Genomic DNA, 15,967 nt, shown 5'->3' with positions numbered 1-15,967 from the left:
ATGCCTGGGCTTCGTTATGGGCTCGATCCCCCCAACCCCCCAACACGCCGCCCCCCCCCCCCCCCCCCCCCCCCCCCCCCCCCCGCTGCGTCGTCGGGTGTCCTACGGTCTGCGGGCCGAGGTGACCCGGTAGACGTCGTACACGCCCTCCACGCCCCGTACCGCCTTCAGTACGTGCCCCAGATGCTTCGGGTCGCCCATCTCGAAGGTGAAGCGCGAGGTGGCGACCCGGTCGCGGGAGGTCTGGACGGCCGCCGACAGGATGTTGACGTGCTGGTCGGACAGGACGCGTGTGACGTCGGACAGCAGCCGGGACCGGTCGAGGGCCTCGACCTGGATGGCGACGAGGAAGACGGACGACTGGGTGGGCGCCCACTCCACTTCGAGGATCCGCTCCGGCTGCTGCGACAGCGAGTCGACGTTGACGCAGTCCGCGCGGTGGACGGAGACGCCGCTGCCCCGGGTGACGAAGCCGATGATCGGGTCGCCGGGGACCGGCGTACAGCAGCGGGCGAGCTTCACCCACACGTCCTCGACACCCTTGACGACCACACCGGGGTCGCTGCTGGAGCGGCGCTTGGAGCGTCCGCGCGAGGGCGGGGCGCTCTCGGCGATGTCCTCGTTGGCGGCCTCCTCGCCGCCGAGCGCCTGCACGAGTTTCTGTACGACGCCCTGCGCGGCGACATGGCCCTCGCCGATCGCCGCGTAGAGGGACGAGATGTCGGGGTAGCGCATCTCGTGCGCGAGTGTGACGAGCGAGTCGCCGGTGAGGATGCGCTGGATCGGCAGGTTCTGTTTGCGCATCGCCTTGGCGATGGCGTCCTTGCCGTGCTCGATGGCCTCGTCGCGGCGTTCCTTGGAGAACCACGCGCGGATCTTGTTCCTGGCCCGTGGTGACTTGACGAAGCCCAGCCAGTCCCTGGAGGGGCCGGCGCCCGACGCCTTGGAGGTGAAGACCTCCACCAGATCGCCGTTGTCGAGGGTCGATTCGAGGGGGACGAGCCGCCCGTTGACCCGTGCTCCTATGGTGCGGTGGCCGACCTCCGTGTGGACGGCGTAGGCGAAGTCGACGGGGGTGGCCCCGGCGGGCAGCGCTATGACGTCGCCCTTCGGGGTGAAGACGAAGACCTCGTTGCGCGACAGGTCGAAGCGCAGGGACTCCAGGAACTCGCTGGGGTCCTCGGTCTCCTTCTGCCAGTCGAGGAGCTGGCGCAGCCACGCCATGTCGTTGACGGTGTCCTGGCCCGCGCCCTTGCCCGCGTTCTTGGGCACGTCGGTGCGGACCTTGGACGCCCCGGCGACGGCCTCCTGCTTGTACTTCCAGTGGGCGGCGATGCCGTACTCGGCGCGGCGGTGCATGTCGAACGTGCGGATCTGGAGCTCGACGGGCTTGCCGCTGGGTCCGATGACCGTCGTGTGCAGCGACTGGTACATGTTGAACTTGGGCATCGCGATGTAGTCCTTGAACCGCCCCGGTACCGGGTTCCACCGGGCGTGGACGGTGCCGAGCGCCGCGTAGCAGTCGCGGACCGTGTCGACGAGGACCCTGATGCCCACCAGGTCGTAGATCTCGGCGAAGTCCCGGCCCCGCACGATCATCTTCTGGTAGACGCTGTAGTAGTGCTTGGGCCTGCCGGTGACGGTCGCCTTGATGCGGGCGGCGCGCAGATCGGACTGGACCTCGTCGGTCACTATGGCCAGGTACTCGTCGCGCTTGGGCGCGCGCTCGGCGACGAGCCGGACGATCTCGTCGTACATCTTGGGGTAGAGGATCGCGAAAGCGAGGTCCTCCAGCTCCCACTTGATGGTGTTCATGCCCAGGCGGTGGGCCAGCGGGGCGTAGATCTCCAGCGTCTCGCGGGCCTTCTTCTCCTGCTTCTCCCGCTTGAGATAGCGCATGGTGCGCATGTTGTGGAGGCGGTCGGCGAGCTTGATGACCAGGACGCGCGGGTCCTTGGCCATGGCGACGACCATCTTGCGTACGGTCTCGGCCTGGGCGGCCTCGCCGAACTTGACCTTGTCGAGCTTGGTGACGCCGTCGACCAGGAGCGCGACCTGGTCGCCGAAGTCCTTGCGGAGGGTGTCCAGGCCGTACTCGGTGTCCTCGACGGTGTCGTGCAGCAGCCCCGCCATCAGCGTGGCCGGGTCCATGCCGAGTTCGGCGAGGATGGTCGTCACGGCGAGGGGATGGGTGATGTACGGGTCGCCGCTCTTGCGCTTCTGGCCGCGGTGCCAGCGCTCGGCGACCTGGTAGGCGCGCTCGATCTGGCGGAGCACGGCGGTCTCGATCTTGGGGTCGTTGCCGCGTACGGTCCGCAGCAACGGTTCGAGGACCGGGTTGTACGGCGACGAGCGCTGGACGCCGAGGCGGGCCAGCCGGGCGCGTACGCGGTTGGAGGATCCACCGGAGCGCGAGGGGGCCGCGGGGGCGGCGGGCTTGGGCGCGGTGACGGGGACCGGGAGCCGGCTCTTGGCGGAGGAGGAGCCGGGGGCGGGGGTGGACGACGCCGGGGCGGAACCGGGCGCCGGTGCCGGGCCGGCGGCCGGGTCCAGGGGCTTCGAGCCGTTCCGCGCCGGATCGGATCCGCTGGGTCCGGATCCGTCGTGCTCGGACCGGGCGCGTTCGGAGCCGTTGCGTTCGGCGGGCGTGTGCGCAGCTCTCCTCGCCCCGTCCGCCGGCTTCTGCGGCGCGGCGGGCGCCGCTGTGGCCTGGTCTGCGTGCGGATCGGGCTGGGCGGCGGCGAGTGGCTGGGCCTCGTCTGGCAAGAGCGCTCCTCGTGCTTTCCGGGTCCCCCGGTCAGGTCCGGACGGCCATGGTATCGACCCCGTCGCGCCGGTGCTCACGAGACCGGTGCCCACGCGGGCGCGCACACCTACTCCCGCTCCCGCGCGGAGCCTGTTCAGAGCACCTGCGCGAGGGCCGCGAACCGATTCCGGGTCGATGAGGACAGAACGCGGACGCCCCGGGTGGAATTCCCGGAGCGTCCGCTTCTGCCGTATTTCGTCACGTCGATTTCTCGTCACCCGTGACGTGCGGGTCAGACCTTGATCAGCGCCTCCAGCGGCGCGCCGAGCAGACGCGGCTCCAGCCGGTCCCGGCCGCCCAGGAAGCCGAGCTCCAGCAGGACGGCCACGGCCACCACCTCGGCGCCGGCGCGGCGTACGAGCTCGACCGAGGCACCGGCCGTGCCGCCGGTGGCGAGCACGTCGTCGATGACGATGACGCGGTCGCCCTCCTGGAGGTCTTCGGCGTGGACCTCCACCTCGGCGCTGCCGTACTCCAGGTCGTACGCCTGTGAGAGCGTCGCACCGGGCAGCTTGCCGACCTTGCGGACGGGGACGAAGCCGATGCCGGCCCGCACCGCGACCGGCGCGGCCAGGATGAAGCCGCGCGCCTCCAGGCCGACGATCTTCGTGGCTCCGTGCCGCACCGACAGCTCGGCGAGCGCCTCGGTCAGTGCCGTGAACGCCTTCGGATCCGCGAGCAGCGGCGTGATGTCCTTGAACACCACGCCCGGCTTCGGATGGTCGGGCACCTCACGGATCCGGCTGAGGAGCAGTTCCCTCGTGCTGTCGTCCGTCATCGGCGCTTGCCCGACGGACGGCCGCGGCCACGGCCTCCGTGGCTCCGGGGACCGGCGACGACGGCGGCGGGCGGGACGTCCCGCTCCGGGGCCTCACCGTCCTCGGGCTCCGCGCCGCTCGGCCCGTCGGGTCCCTCGTCCGGGGAGTCGGCCGTCTCGCCCTTGGCCGCGGCGGACTTGCGCTTGGCCAGGACGCGCTTCTTCAGGGCCTTTATCGACGGCTCGCGCTCCTTGAGGTCGGCGACCAGCGGAGTGGCGATGAAGATCGACGAGTACGCGCCGGCGGCGAGGCCGACGAACAGCGACAGCGAGATGTCGTTCAGCATGCCGGCGCCGAGGACACCGCCACCGATGAACAGCAGGCCGGCGACCGGCAGCAGCGCGACCACGGTGGTGTTGATGGAACGCACCAGCGTGGAGTTGATGCTGCGGTTGGCGATCTCGCTGTAGGTGAAGCGCGACTGCTTGGTGATGTCCTTCGACCCCTCCTTGAGGCTGTCGAAGACCACCACCGTGTCGTAGAGCGAGTAACCGAGAATGGTCAGCAGACCGATCACCGTACCCGGGGTGACCTCGAAGCCGACCAGGGCGTACACACCGACGGTGATCGTGAGGTCGTGGATCAGGGCGATCAGCGCGGCGACCGCCATGCGCCACTCGAAGGCAATCGCGAGATAGATCACCACCAGGATCATGAAGATCCCGAGGCCCATCCACGCCTTGTTGGCGATCTGCTTGCCCCAGCTCGGACCGACCAGGTCGGCGTTGATCTTCTCCTGGGGGATGTTCAGGTCTTTCGAGAGCTGCGCCTGCACCTTGTCTGCCTGCGCCGTGTTCAGCTCGGTGACCTGGATGCGCAGTCCGCCGTTGCCGAGCTTCTGGACGATCGCGTCGTGGCCCGAGGCCTCCTCCGCGTGGTCCTGCGCCGCCGCCACGGAGATGCTCGTCTTCGGGGTGTTGAAGACGGCACCGCCCTTGAACTCGATGCCCATGTTGAGCCCGCGGATCGCCAGGCCGGCGATGGCCGCGATGGTGATGAGCACCGAGATCGCGTACCAGAACTTGCGCTTCCCGACGAAGTCGTAACCGACTTCGCCGCGGTAGAGCCGGGCGCCGAGATCGCCGAGTCGCGACATCTCACGCCTCCTTCGGGTCGATGGGGGCGCTGAGACGGCGGGGGCTGCGGCGCAACGGCGGTTTGGCCCCGAGGCGCTTCGGATCGAGACCGGACCACGAACCACCGCTGGAGAAGAACTTCGTGCGGGCGAGCAGCGTCATTATCGGCTTCGTGAAGAAGAACACGACGACGACGTCGAGGAGCGTGGTCAGGCCGAGCGTGAACGCGAAGCCCTGGACCTTGCCGACGGTCACGGTGAACAGCACGGCCGCGGCGAGGAACGACACGAAGTCGGACACCAGGATCGTGCGCCGGGCCCTCGGCCAGGCCCGCTCGACGGCGGGCCTGAGCGTACGGCCCTCTCTGATCTCGTCACGGATTCGTTCGAAGTACACGATGAACGAGTCCGCCGTGATGCCGATCGCAACGATCGCACCACACACCGCGGGAAGGTTGAGGGCGAAGCCGATACCCGGCCCGAGCAGAGTCATGATCGCGTAGGTCATGACCGCCGAGGCCAGCAGGCTGACGATCGCGATCAGCGCGAGACCGCGGTAGTAGACCACCAGGTAGATGATCACCAGTGCGAGACCGATGGCACCGGCGATCAGCCCGGCCTCCAGCTGCTCGCCGCCGAGCGCGGCGGTGACGGTGGTGACCGTCTCCTCACGGAAGGTGAGGGGCAGTGCGCCGTACGACAGGATGTTGCCCAGGTCCTGCGCGGACTCCTGGGTGAAGTTGCCGGAGATCTCGGCGTTGGCGCTCAGCGTCTGGCGCACCGAGGGCGCCGAGACGACCTCGCCGTCGAGCACGATGGCGAACTGGTTCTGCGGGGCCTGCTGCTGCGAGAGCTTGCTGGTGATGGCCTGGAACTTCTTCGAGCCACCGCTCGTGAAGTCCATCTGGACGATCCACTGACCGGTCTGCTGGTTGATGGTGGCGTTGGCGTCGTCGACGTCCTTGCCGCCCACCTCGGCGGGGCCGAGGATGTACTTCTCCCAGACTCCGTCGTTCTCACCGCAGGCGAGGGTCGGCTCGCCCGGCTTCGCGTTGTCTCCGAGGGCGCCCCTGGCCTTCTCGTTCGTGCAGTCCAGCGCGGTGAAGTCGGCCTGGAGCTTCTCGGTCGCGGGGTCGGCGGGCGGCGTCGCGGGCTCGCTCGCGGACGGGCTGCCGGAGGGCTCGGGCTTGCCGGAGCCGGACGGCGTGGGCGTCGCGTCGGCCTTCAGGTCCTCCGTCAGGGCGCGGCCCTGGGTCGTCTCGGACGCGCTGGGAGCCTCGGCCGCCGGCGGGTCCGCCGACTCCTCGTCCGGCTTGTCGCCGCCCTTGTCGCCGCCCGAGGGGCTGGGGCTCTTGGACGAGTCGGCGCTCGGGGCCGGGCTGGCGTCCGGCGGCGGCTGCTGCGCGGAGGGATCGCCGGGGCCGAGGGTCAGGACCGGCCGGAAGTACAGCTGAGCGGTGGTGCCGACCTGCTCACGAGCCTGCTGGGAGTTCGTGCCCTTGGGGATGTTGACAATGATGTTGTCGGATCCCTGGGTCTGAACCTCGGCCTCCTGAACGCCGAGACCGTTCACACGGCGCTCGATGATGCCGACCGCGGTGTTCATGTTGGTCTCGTTGACCGCGTTCGCCTGGCCCGGCGAGCTCTTGGCCTTGAGCGTGATGGTCGTACCACCGGCGAGGTCGATGCCCAGGCGCGGCGTCATCTCGCCCGCCCCGAACATCCCTCCGACGAGGGCGATCATCGCGATCAGGAACAGAATCAGGGTGCGCCCCGGCTTTCCCGGGGCCCCCGTCTGCCTTCGGCCCTTCTGAGGTGCTGCCACCTTTTCGTTTCTCCCTGTCCAACCGCCCCACGCCGGGTGAGCGACGGAGCGGCACCGAAGTGTTGTGGGGACCTGCCCATGCGAATGACCGCATGCTCCGGGAGCCGCGGTACGCCCGGGGACGCACCGCGGTGCCGGAGGTGGTTACTTCGCGCCGCTCTCGCCGTCGGCCTTGCCGTCCTTGCCGGACTCGGCCTTCTCGGCGTCGGCCGCGGCGGTGTCCTCGGGACCGTCCTTCTTGCCCAGGTCGAGCTTCGGGGCGTCGTCCGCGGTCAGCGAGGAGGCGTCGTCGGGGACGACGGGAGCGTCGTCCTCCGGCTCCTCCTCGTCGCCGTGCACGATGCGGTTGTACTCCGCGTCGGTGAGGACGGCGCCGACGGCGTTCTTCGCGTACACGGCGTGGACGGCCGGTGCGACCTCGAGGAGGACCGTGTCGTCGTGAACTTCCTTGACGGTGGCGTACATGCCCCCGATCGTCCGGACACCGGTGCCGGGCTGCATCTCGTCGCGCATCTGCGCGGCGGCCTGCTGCTTCTTCTTGGCGGACCGGGTCATCAGGAACATGGCCCCGATGAGCACGATGAAGGGGAGAAGGGTCACGAGACTCACGGGAGGGAACTTCCTTCGCACGACCGCTGTCGAGCGGCCTGGTATACGGGGGTGGGTAGCCGACCGTTACGGGCGGCATCGGCGGAGTCTAAGCGAGTCCGCATCATTGGAACAACGCCCGGCATGGCACCGGGGTTCCTGCCTGGACGAGTGACTGCGCGCTCACGCCCCGAACAACCCCGGTTGTCCGCTTGCGGCGGGCCCCCGTGGGGGCGGGGTCAGCCCGAGGTGCGCCCATGCCGCGGGGGTCGCCACCCGGCCGCGCGGTGTACGGGCGAGCAGCCCCTCCCGTACGAGGAACGGCTCGGCGACCTCCTCGACCGTCTCGCGTTCCTCCCCCACGGCGACGGCGAGCGTCGAGAGACCGACCGGTCCCCCGCCGAACAGCTTCAGCAGCGCCTGGAGCACGGCCCGGTCCAGCCGGTCGAGGCCCCGTTCGTCGACCTCGTAGACCCGCAGGGCCACGGCGGCGATGTCGCGGTCGATCCAGCCGTCGGCCTTGACCTGGGCGTAGTCACGGACCCGGCGCAGCAGCCGGTTGGCGATGCGGGGCGTGCCGCGGGAGCGCCCGGCGATCTCGGCGGCCCCGTCCGCGTCGATCTCCAGGTCGAGCAGGTGCGCGGAGCGGTGGATCACCCGTTCCAGCTCGGCGGGTTCGTAGAACTCCATCTGCGCGGTGAAACCGAAGCGGTCGCGCAGCGGTGGCGGCAGGAGTCCGGCCCTGGTGGTGGCCCCCACGAGGGTGAACGGCGGCAGCTCCAGCGGGATGGCGGTGGCGCCGGGGCCCTTGCCGACGATGACGTCGACGCGGAAGTCCTCCATGGCCATGTAGAGCATCTCCTCGGCGGGCCGGGACATCCGGTGGATCTCGTCGAGGAAGAGGACCTCGCCCTCCTGGAGGGAGGAGAGGATCGCCGCGAGGTCGCCCGCGTGCTGGATGGCGGGGCCCGAGGTGATGCGGATGGGGGCGCCCATCTCGGCGGCGATGATCATGGAGAGGGTGGTCTTGCCGAGACCGGGCGCGCCGGAGAGCAGGACATGGTCGGCGGTGGCGCCACGGGCCAGGGCCGCCTTCAGGACGAGGTCGAGCTGTTCGCGTACGCGCTCCTGCCCGACGAACTCGCCCAGCGACTTGGGCCGCAGGGCCGCCTCGACGGCCTGGTCCTCGCCGTCGGCCGACGAGCCGACGAGCCGCTCGGCCTCCTCGGCCGGGCCGGGCCCGCCGGTCGGGTCCGCCGGGAGGCCGCCTCCCGGCGGACCGCTGCGGCTGTCGTCCCAGTTCACTGTGGATCACCTCGTGGAATCGGGACGTCCGTGGACGGTCCCGTGGAGTTCGGCCGGTGCGGCAGGCCCGGCGGGGGCGGCGGGGCCGGGGTCAGCGGGTCCGGTTGAGCGACTGGAGCGCGGCGCGCAGGAGTCGCGGTACGGCGGGGGCCTCGCCCGACGCGATCGCCGCCTCCGCCTGGGGCGCGACCAGCGCGACCGCCTCGTCGGCCTCCCTCGTCGCGTACCCGAGGCCGATCAGCGCCGAGTGGAGCTGTTCGTTCCAGGACGCGGGGGCGGTGGCGACGCCCTGTCGGACGACAGGCGTGCCGAGGGGCTCGCCGAGCCGGTCCTTCAGCTCCAGCAGCAGTTTCTGGGCGCCCTTCTTGCCGATGCCGGGAACGGCGGTCAGCGTCTTCTCGTCACCCGTGGCCACGGCGACGCGCAGCGCGTCGGGCGCGTGCACCGCGAGCATCGCCTGGGCCAGCCGCGGACCGACGCCGCTCGCGGTCTGGAGCAGTTCGAACGTCTGGCGCTCGTCGTCGTCGGCGAAGCCGTACAGCGTGAGCGAGTCCTCGCGGACGACCAGGGACGTGGCGATCCTGGCCTGCTCGCCGATCCGCAGTCCGGCGAGGGTGGCCGGCGTGCACTGGACCAGCATGCCGACACCGCCGACCTCGATCACCGCGGTGGTCGGCGCGAGCGCGGCCACCGGGCCGCTGACGAAGGCGATCATCGGGGGACCTTCCGTACGGGTGTGTTGCCGGCGGGGCGGGACGCCCTGGCCGCGGCGTGCGCCTGCTGGAGGCGGTTGACCGCGGGGGCGCGCCAGATGTGACAGATGGCCAGGGCGAGGGCGTCGGCCGCGTCGGCCGGTCTGGGCGGGGCGTCCAGCCGCAGCAGCCGGGTCACCATCGCGCCGACCTGTGCCTTGTCGGCGCGGCCGGTGCCGGTGACGGCGGCCTTGACCTCGCTCGGGGTGTGCAGGGCGACGGGGATGCCGCGACGTGCGGCGCAGAGCATGGCGACGGCGCTGGCCTGCGCCGTCCCCATCACCGTGCGGACGTTGTGCTGGCTGAACACCCGCTCCACGGCGACCAGTTCGGGCCGGTGCTCGTCCAGCCAGGCTTCCACGCCCCGCTCGATGCCGACCAGCCGTGCTCCGAGGTCCGCGTCGGCGGACGTACGCACGACTCCGACGCCGAGCATCGTCAGCGGGCGCCCCGCGACGCCCTCGACGACGCCGACACCGCACCGTGTCAGTCCGGGGTCCACGCCCAGTACCCGCATCGTGCCCCTCCCCCTCGCACTCCCGGTCCCGTCCGATCACCTGTTCTGCCGGTGAGTCAGAACCCCTGATCAGCACAGTATCGGTCGGCACCGACAACGCGGCGGGCCGACGGGGGTGTGTCCCCGTCGGCCCGCCGTGTGAAGCAGGGCCGGGGCCGTCGGCCGAGCCGGGGCCGGGCCGCCCGCCGAAGTCGGCGCGTCAGGCGTCGACCTTCTCCATGACGTCGTCCGAGACGTCGAAGTTGGCGAAGACGTTCTGCACGTCGTCGCTGTCCTCCAGCGCGTCGATCAGCTTGAAGATCTTCCGTGCGCCGTCCTCGTCCAGCTCGACCTGCATGGTCGGAACGAAGTTGGTGTCGGCCGAGTCGTAGTCGATACCGGCCTGCTGGAGCGCCGTGCGGACCCCGACCAGGTCGGTGGCCTCGCTGAGCACCTCGAAGGACTCACCGAGGTCGTTGACCTCCTCGGCGCCCGCGTCGAGGACGGCGCCCAGGACGTCGTCCTCGCCCAGCTCGCCCTTGGGGACGATCACGACGCCCTTGCGGTTGAAGAGGTACGAGACGGAGCCGGGGTCGGCCATCGAGCCGCCGTTGCGGGTCATCGCGACGCGGACGTCGGACGCGGCGCGGTTGCGGTTGTCGGTGAGGCACTCGATGAGGACGGCGACACCGTTGGGTCCGTAGCCCTCGTACATGATCGTCTCGTAGTCGGCGCCACCGGCCTCCAGACCGGCGCCGCGCTTGACGGCCGAGTCGATGTTCTTGTTCGGCACCGAACTCTTCTTCGCCTTCTGGATGGCGTCGAAGAGGGTCGGATTGCCGTCGACGTCGGCGCCGCCGGTGCGGGCTGCGACCTCGATGTTCTTGATCAGCTTCGCGAAGAGCTTGCCGCGCTTGGCATCGATCACGGCCTTCTTGTGCTTCGTCGTAGCCCATTTAGAGTGGCCGGACATCTGCCTGTCTCCTTCGCGTAACCAATCCTGCTCCGTTCGGCAGAGATCCTACCGGGATCCCCTCACCCCGCGGAGCGCACCATCTCGGTGAAGAACCCGTGCAGCCGGTGGTCGCCGGTGAGTTCGGGGTGGAACGCGGTGGCGAGGGCGCCGCCCTGTCGTACGGCCACGACATGCCCGTCGTGCTCGGCGAGCACCTCCACCCCGGCGCCGACGGACTCCACCCAGGGAGCCCGGATGAAGACCCCGTCCACCGGTCCCACACCCGCGACGTCGACGGCCGCCTCGAACGACTCGTTCTGCCGCCCGAAGGCGTTCCTGCGGACGATCATGTCGATCCCGCCGACGGTCTCCTGCCCCGAGCGCGGGTCGAGGATCTTCTCGGCGAGCAGGATCAGGCCGGCGCAGGTGCCGTAGACGGGCATTCCGGCGCGTACGCGCTCGCGCAGCGGCTCCAGCATCCCGAAGAGGACGGCCAGTTTGGACATGGTGGTGGACTCGCCGCCGGGGATGACCAGACCGTCCACGGCGGCCAGTTCGTCCGGCCGCCGTACGGTCGTGGGCACCGCGCCGACCGCCGTCAGGGCGGCCAGGTGCTCGCGTACGTCGCCCTGGAGGGCCAGGACGCCGATCAGCGGGCCGCGCGCGGCGACCGGGTCACCAGCCACGGTTCGCGTAGTGCTCGGACTCGGGCAGTGTGTCGATGTTGATGCCGACCATGGCCTCGCCGAGGTTGCGCGACGCGTCCGCGACGATCTTCGGGTCGTCGTAGAAGGTGGTGGCCTTGACGATGGCGGCGGCGCGCTTGGCGGGGTCGCCGCTCTTGAAGATGCCGGAGCCGACGAAGACGCCCTCCGCGCCGAGCTGGCGCATCAGCGCGGCGTCCGCCGGGGTGGCCACACCTCCCGCGGAGAACAGCACGACGGGCAGCTTGCCCAGCGCGGCGACCTCCTTGACGATCTCGTACGGGGCGCGCAGCTCCTTCGCGGCGGCGTACAGCTCGTTGCTGTCGTAGCCGCGCAGCCTGGCGATCTCGTTCTTGATCTGGCGCAGGTGGCGCACGGCCTCGACGACGTTGCCGGTGCCCGCCTCGCCCTTGGAGCGGATCATGGCCGCGCCCTCGGCGATCCGGCGCAGGGCCTCGCCCAGGTTGGTCGCGCCGCAGACGAACGGAGTGGTGAAGGCCCACTTGTCGGAGTGGTTGACCTCGTCGGCGGGGGTCAGCACCTCGGACTCGTCGATGTAGTCGACACCGAGCGACTGGAGGACCTGGGCCTCGACGAAGTGGCCGATGCGGGACTTGGCCATCACCGGGATCGAGACGGCCTCGATGATGCCGTCGATCATGTCGGGGTCGGACATCCGCGCGACGCCGCCGTCCTTACGGATGTCGGCGGGAACGCGCTCCAGTGCCATCACGGCGACCGCTCCGGCGTCCTCGGCGATCTTCGCCTGCTCGGGCGTGACGACATCCATGATCACGCCGCCCTTGAGCTGCTCGGCCATTCCGCGCTTCACACGCGCGGTGCCGGTCTCGGGGGTCTGGCTGGTGGTGGGAAGCGTGCTGGACACGGGACGACCTCACTGGGGAACGGGGAAGGGAGCGGTTCGACGAGCAGAGCAAACCTCTCCGGACCAGTCCACAGCAAGGGCCAATGGAAGGCCGGTGGATCGTTCTCGCGGCCCCCGGCCGGCGGGGCGGCGCGCTACTGGGGGCGGTCGGCGAGGGCGACCGGCGGCTCGTCGTCCATCTCGAAGGCGAGCGGGAACGGCGCGTGCCCGGCGAGCCGGAACCAGCGGACGGTGCGGTGCCTGCGCAGGGCGCGGGCCGCGCGTACGGAGTCGTTGTGGAAGCGGCGGGCCATGGGTACGCGGCGTACGGCGGCGGCCAGCTCGGTCGCGGCCTCCTCGCCGCCGGGCGCCTCCCGTACGGCCTCGACCTGCGCGGCTTCCCCGAACACGGCCCGCAGCGCCTCGCTCAGCTCGCTCTCGGCCACCTCGCGCTGCTCCTCCTCGGCCTGGCGCGCGGCGTGCGCGCCCTGGTAGAGCACGATCGAGGCGGCGGGATCGAGGACACCGGCGGTGGCCAGCTCCTGGGCGACCGAGGCGCGGCGCAGCAACTGGGCGTCGAGGGAGGCGCGGGCGGCGTCGATCCGTGAGTGGAGGCGGTCGAGGCGGCCGGCGGTCCAGCTGAGGTAGAGGCCGATCGCCAGCAGCCCGACGAAGATCCAGATCAGGGTTTCGGTCACGCACGGCAGGCTACTGGGAGCGGGGGTGTGTTCCCCCACCCCGCCCCTTCCCGAAACCGGGGGCGCCCCCCGGCACCCCGCTGTCCTCAATCGCCGGACGGGCTCGGTTGAGCCGCCCGGCGATTGAGGGCGCGCCCCGTACCCCGGCCGGAGGGCGCTAGTCGCGGGTCGCCAGGCCGAAGCGGGCGCGCAGGCCCACGCGTTCGTCCGTGGCCACCGACGCCGCCCCGTCGGTCACCGTCTCGTAGACCGCCAGGATGTCCGCGCCCACCGTCGACCAGTCGAAGCGCCGCACGTGCGCGCTCCCGCGCCGGCGCAGCTCGTCGCGGCGCTCCGGGTCTCCCAGGAGCCGGATCGCCGCCCGGGCCAGCGCGTCCGCGTCCTCGTTGGCGAACAGTTCGCCCGCCTCGCCCTGGTCCAGTACCTGCGTGAACGCGTCCAGGTCGCTCGCCAGCACCGCCGCGCCCGCCGACATCGCCTCGACCAGGATGATGCCGAAGCTCTCGCCCCCGGTGTTGGGCGCCACGTACACGTCGACACTGCGCAGCAGCCGCGCCTTGTCCTCGTCGCTCACCATGCCGAGGAACTCGACGCGGTCACGCATCTTCTTGGGAAGCGACTCCACCGCCTCCTTCTCGTCACCGCGGCCGGCGACCAGCAGCCTGGTCGCCGGGAAGGCTTCGAGGATCGCCGGCAGGGCCTTCATCAGGACGGGCAGCCCCTTGCGGGGTTCGTCGATGCGCCCGATGAAGCCGATCGTGCCGCCCTGCCACTCGGGGTTGGCCTCGGCTCCGGAGAAGAAGCCGACGTCCACGCCGTTGGGGATGACGACCGCGTCGCCGCCCAGGTGCTCGACCAGCGTGCGCCGGGCGTACTCGCTGACCGCGATCCGTGCGCTTATCTTCTCCAGCGCCGGCTGGAGGATCGGATACGCGGCGACCATCGCGCGCGAGCGCGGGTTCGACGTGTGGAACGTCGCCACGATCGGGCCCTGCGCCGCCCAGCAGGTGAGCAGCCCGAGCGAGGGCGATGTGGGCTCGTGGATGTGGATGACGTCGAAGGTGCCGTCGTGCAGCCAGCGCCGTACGCGCGCCGCCGACAGGAAGCCGAAGTTCAGCCGGGCCACGGAGCCGTTGTACGGGACGGGTACGGCACGTCCGGCGGACACCACGAACGGCGGGAGCGGGGTGTCGTCGTCGGCGGGCGCGAGCACCGAGACCTCGTGGCCGAGACGGATCAGATGGTCCGCCAGGTCCCTGATGTGGAACTGCACTCCGCCCGGTACGTCCCAGGAGTACGGGCAGACGATGCCGATCTTCACCCGGTCCCCCCGGCACGCCCGGCGCTCCCCGCGGCCCCGGCTCCTTCGGGGCCTCCCGCCGCCCCGGCGCCGTCACCGGTACGCGGTTCGAGATCGGCGAGCCACAGCCGTTGCAGCATGTGCCAGTCCTCCGGATGCTCGGCGATGCCGACGGCGAACTTGTCCGCCAGGGCCTGTGTCATCACGGACGTCTTCTCGGCCCGTCTGCCTGTCTCCGGCACCTCGACGGCCGGATACACCCGCCCCCGCATGAGCTTCGGACCGTCGAAGCCGAGCGTCACCGGGAACAGCAGCGCCCCGGTCTGCTGCGCCAGCATCGCGGGCCCGGCCGGCATCCGCGTCCTCTCACCGAAGAAGGTCACCTCGACGCCCGACGCGGACAGGTCCCGGTCGGCGACCAGACAGACCAGGCCTCCGGCCCGCAGGCGTCTGGCGAGCGTCCCGAAGGCGCTGCCGCCGGTGTGCGGCAGCACCTCCATACCGAGGCTCTCGCGGTACTCGACGAAGCGGTCGAAGAGTGATTCGGGCTTCAGCCGTTCCACGACGGTCGTGAACGGGACGCCCATCCCCCGGGTCAGCCAGGCACCCGCCAGGTCCCAGTTGGCGAGGTGCGGCAGGGCGAGGACGACGCCCCGCCCGGTGGCGAGGCCCTCGTCGAGCAGATGGATGTCCTTGACCTCGACACTGTCGCGTACCCGCTCCGCGCTCCATACGGGCAGCCGGAACGACTCCATCCAGTACCGCGTGTACGAGCGCATGCCGGCCCTCGACAGCTCTGCCAGACGCTCCGGGCCGGCGTCCGGCACCACGCGGGCCAGATTCGATTCGAGCCGCAGCACACTGGGGCCGCGCCGCTTCCACACGGTGTCGGCCACGGTCCTGCCGAGTGCGTTGGCCGCCGGCTCGGGGAGCCTCTTGACGGTGCTCCAGCCGACCCCGTAGAGCGCGTCCACGATCCGGTCCCGCGCGCCGCTCATGAGGCGGACTCGCTCGTACTGGCGGCGTCCGCCTCGGCGGCCTCCCGCCGTACGGTCACCACGCGCTGTCCGAGGGTCACCAGACTGCCGGCGGCCACCACCCAGAGCGCGATCGGCAGCAGGATGTCGATCCCGGGCACGCCGAACGCGTGGAGCCCCGCGAGACCCGCCGCCACCAGCGAGATGACCAGGCGCTCGGCGCGCTCGATGAGCCCGTTGACCGCCACGGGCAGTCCGATGGACTCGCCGCGGGCCTTCGTGTACGAGACGACCTGGCCGCTCGCCAGGCAGAAGATCGACACGGCGCACAGCACGTTGTTGTCGCCCGTCCCCGCGTACCAGAGCGCGAATCCGCCGAAGACGGCGCCGTCGGCGACCCGGTCGAGCGTGGAGTCCAGGAAGGCCCCCCACCGGCTGGAGATCCCGGCCTGCCGCGCCATGTTGCCGTCGACGAGGTCGGAGAAGACGAAGAGCGTGATGACGATGGTGCCCCAGAAGAACTCTCCGCGGGGGAAGAAGAACAGCGCACCGGCCATCACTCCCGCCGTACCGATGAGCGTCACAGCGTCGGGACTCACCCCCCGGCGGAGCAGAAACGCGGCGAACGGGGTGAGGACACGCGTAAAGAATGCACGCGCGTACTTGTTCAGCATGGCCTTCCCGACGGTCGGTTGGCCGGCCGCCCCATCGGCCGCCGGCTGGCCCATCGTAGCCAGCCCCGACCGGCTCCACCGCCGGGGCGCCCACCCACGTATGGACGCGGGCCGACACGAGTGGAAAGC

15 protein-coding genes are annotated in these 15,967 nt (G+C 70.8%); all 15 read right to left on the bottom strand.

Annotated features, from left to right (window positions below):
* Positions 1-102: 102 nt before the first annotated feature.
* The gene (locus tag ACZ61E_RS09280; protein WP_469698928.1) at positions 103-2,766 is read right to left on the bottom strand and encodes a RelA/SpoT family protein; all 2,664 of its coding nucleotides are present in this window, start codon (positions 2,764-2,766) and stop codon (positions 103-105) included.
* A 272-nt stretch (positions 2,767-3,038) separates the two neighbouring features.
* Positions 3,039-3,584 (bottom strand): adenine phosphoribosyltransferase, encoded by a 546-nt coding sequence (locus ACZ61E_RS09275; protein ID WP_469698926.1) that lies wholly within the window; start codon positions 3,582-3,584, stop codon positions 3,039-3,041.
* A complete protein-coding gene (gene secF / locus ACZ61E_RS09270) occupies positions 3,581-4,720 on the bottom strand; it encodes a protein translocase subunit SecF (RefSeq protein WP_469698925.1) in 1,140 nt (379 codons plus the stop codon). Before secF ends, ACZ61E_RS09275 begins: the two co-directional genes overlap by 4 nt.
* A gap of 1 nt (position 4,721) precedes the next feature.
* Entirely contained in the window at positions 4,722-6,524 is a 1,803-nt protein-coding gene (gene secD / locus ACZ61E_RS09265) for a protein translocase subunit SecD (protein ID WP_469698924.1), read from the bottom strand.
* Positions 6,525-6,668: 144 nt separating this feature from the next.
* A complete protein-coding gene (yajC, locus tag ACZ61E_RS09260) occupies positions 6,669-7,133 on the bottom strand; it encodes a preprotein translocase subunit YajC (RefSeq protein ID WP_469698923.1) in 465 nt (154 codons plus the stop codon).
* Between the two features lie 162 nt (positions 7,134-7,295).
* A complete protein-coding gene (gene ruvB, locus ACZ61E_RS09255) occupies positions 7,296-8,417 on the bottom strand; it encodes a Holliday junction branch migration DNA helicase RuvB (protein ID WP_469698922.1) in 1,122 nt (373 codons plus the stop codon).
* 91 nt (positions 8,418-8,508) lie between these two features.
* Positions 8,509-9,132, bottom strand: coding sequence for a Holliday junction branch migration protein RuvA (gene ruvA, locus ACZ61E_RS09250; protein ID WP_469698921.1), 624 nt, complete (start codon positions 9,130-9,132; stop codon positions 8,509-8,511).
* Positions 9,129-9,686 carry a crossover junction endodeoxyribonuclease RuvC gene (ruvC, locus tag ACZ61E_RS09245; RefSeq protein WP_469698920.1) on the bottom strand — a complete coding sequence of 186 codons (558 nt, stop codon included), beginning with the start codon at positions 9,684-9,686 and terminating at the stop codon, positions 9,129-9,131. Before ruvC ends, ruvA begins: the two co-directional genes overlap by 4 nt.
* A gap of 199 nt (positions 9,687-9,885) precedes the next feature.
* Positions 9,886-10,638 (bottom strand): YebC/PmpR family DNA-binding transcriptional regulator, encoded by a 753-nt coding sequence (locus ACZ61E_RS09240; protein ID WP_469698919.1) that lies wholly within the window; start codon positions 10,636-10,638, stop codon positions 9,886-9,888.
* Between the two features lie 62 nt (positions 10,639-10,700).
* A complete protein-coding gene (pdxT, locus tag ACZ61E_RS09235) occupies positions 10,701-11,306 on the bottom strand; it encodes a pyridoxal 5'-phosphate synthase glutaminase subunit PdxT (RefSeq protein ID WP_469698918.1) in 606 nt (201 codons plus the stop codon).
* Entirely contained in the window at positions 11,296-12,144 is an 849-nt protein-coding gene (gene pdxS / locus ACZ61E_RS09230; protein ID WP_469698940.1) for a pyridoxal 5'-phosphate synthase lyase subunit PdxS, read from the bottom strand. The genes pdxT and pdxS overlap by 11 nt, the downstream gene beginning before the upstream one ends.
* A gap of 200 nt (positions 12,145-12,344) precedes the next feature.
* Positions 12,345-12,887, bottom strand: a complete 543-nt coding sequence (locus tag ACZ61E_RS09225; RefSeq protein ID WP_469698916.1) for a hypothetical protein — start codon at positions 12,885-12,887, stop codon at positions 12,345-12,347.
* Positions 12,888-13,044: 157 nt separating this feature from the next.
* Entirely contained in the window at positions 13,045-14,208 is a 1,164-nt protein-coding gene (locus ACZ61E_RS09220; RefSeq protein ID WP_469698914.1) for a glycosyltransferase family 4 protein, read from the bottom strand.
* The gene (locus ACZ61E_RS09215) at positions 14,205-15,185 is read right to left on the bottom strand and encodes a phosphatidylinositol mannoside acyltransferase (protein ID WP_469698912.1); all 981 of its coding nucleotides are present in this window, start codon (positions 15,183-15,185) and stop codon (positions 14,205-14,207) included. The genes ACZ61E_RS09220 and ACZ61E_RS09215 overlap by 4 nt, the downstream gene beginning before the upstream one ends.
* Positions 15,182-15,892: a phosphatidylinositol phosphate synthase gene (gene pgsA / locus ACZ61E_RS09210; protein WP_469698911.1), complete on the bottom strand. Its 711-nt coding sequence runs from the start codon at positions 15,890-15,892 to the stop codon at positions 15,182-15,184. The genes ACZ61E_RS09215 and pgsA overlap by 4 nt, the downstream gene beginning before the upstream one ends.
* Positions 15,893-15,967: the final 75 nt, after the last annotated feature.

This window comes from Streptomyces sp. NPDC104581 (assembly GCF_055583685.1).
Note: the sequence above shows the minus strand (reverse complement) of the source record. Positions and strands in the feature narration are given on the sequence as shown.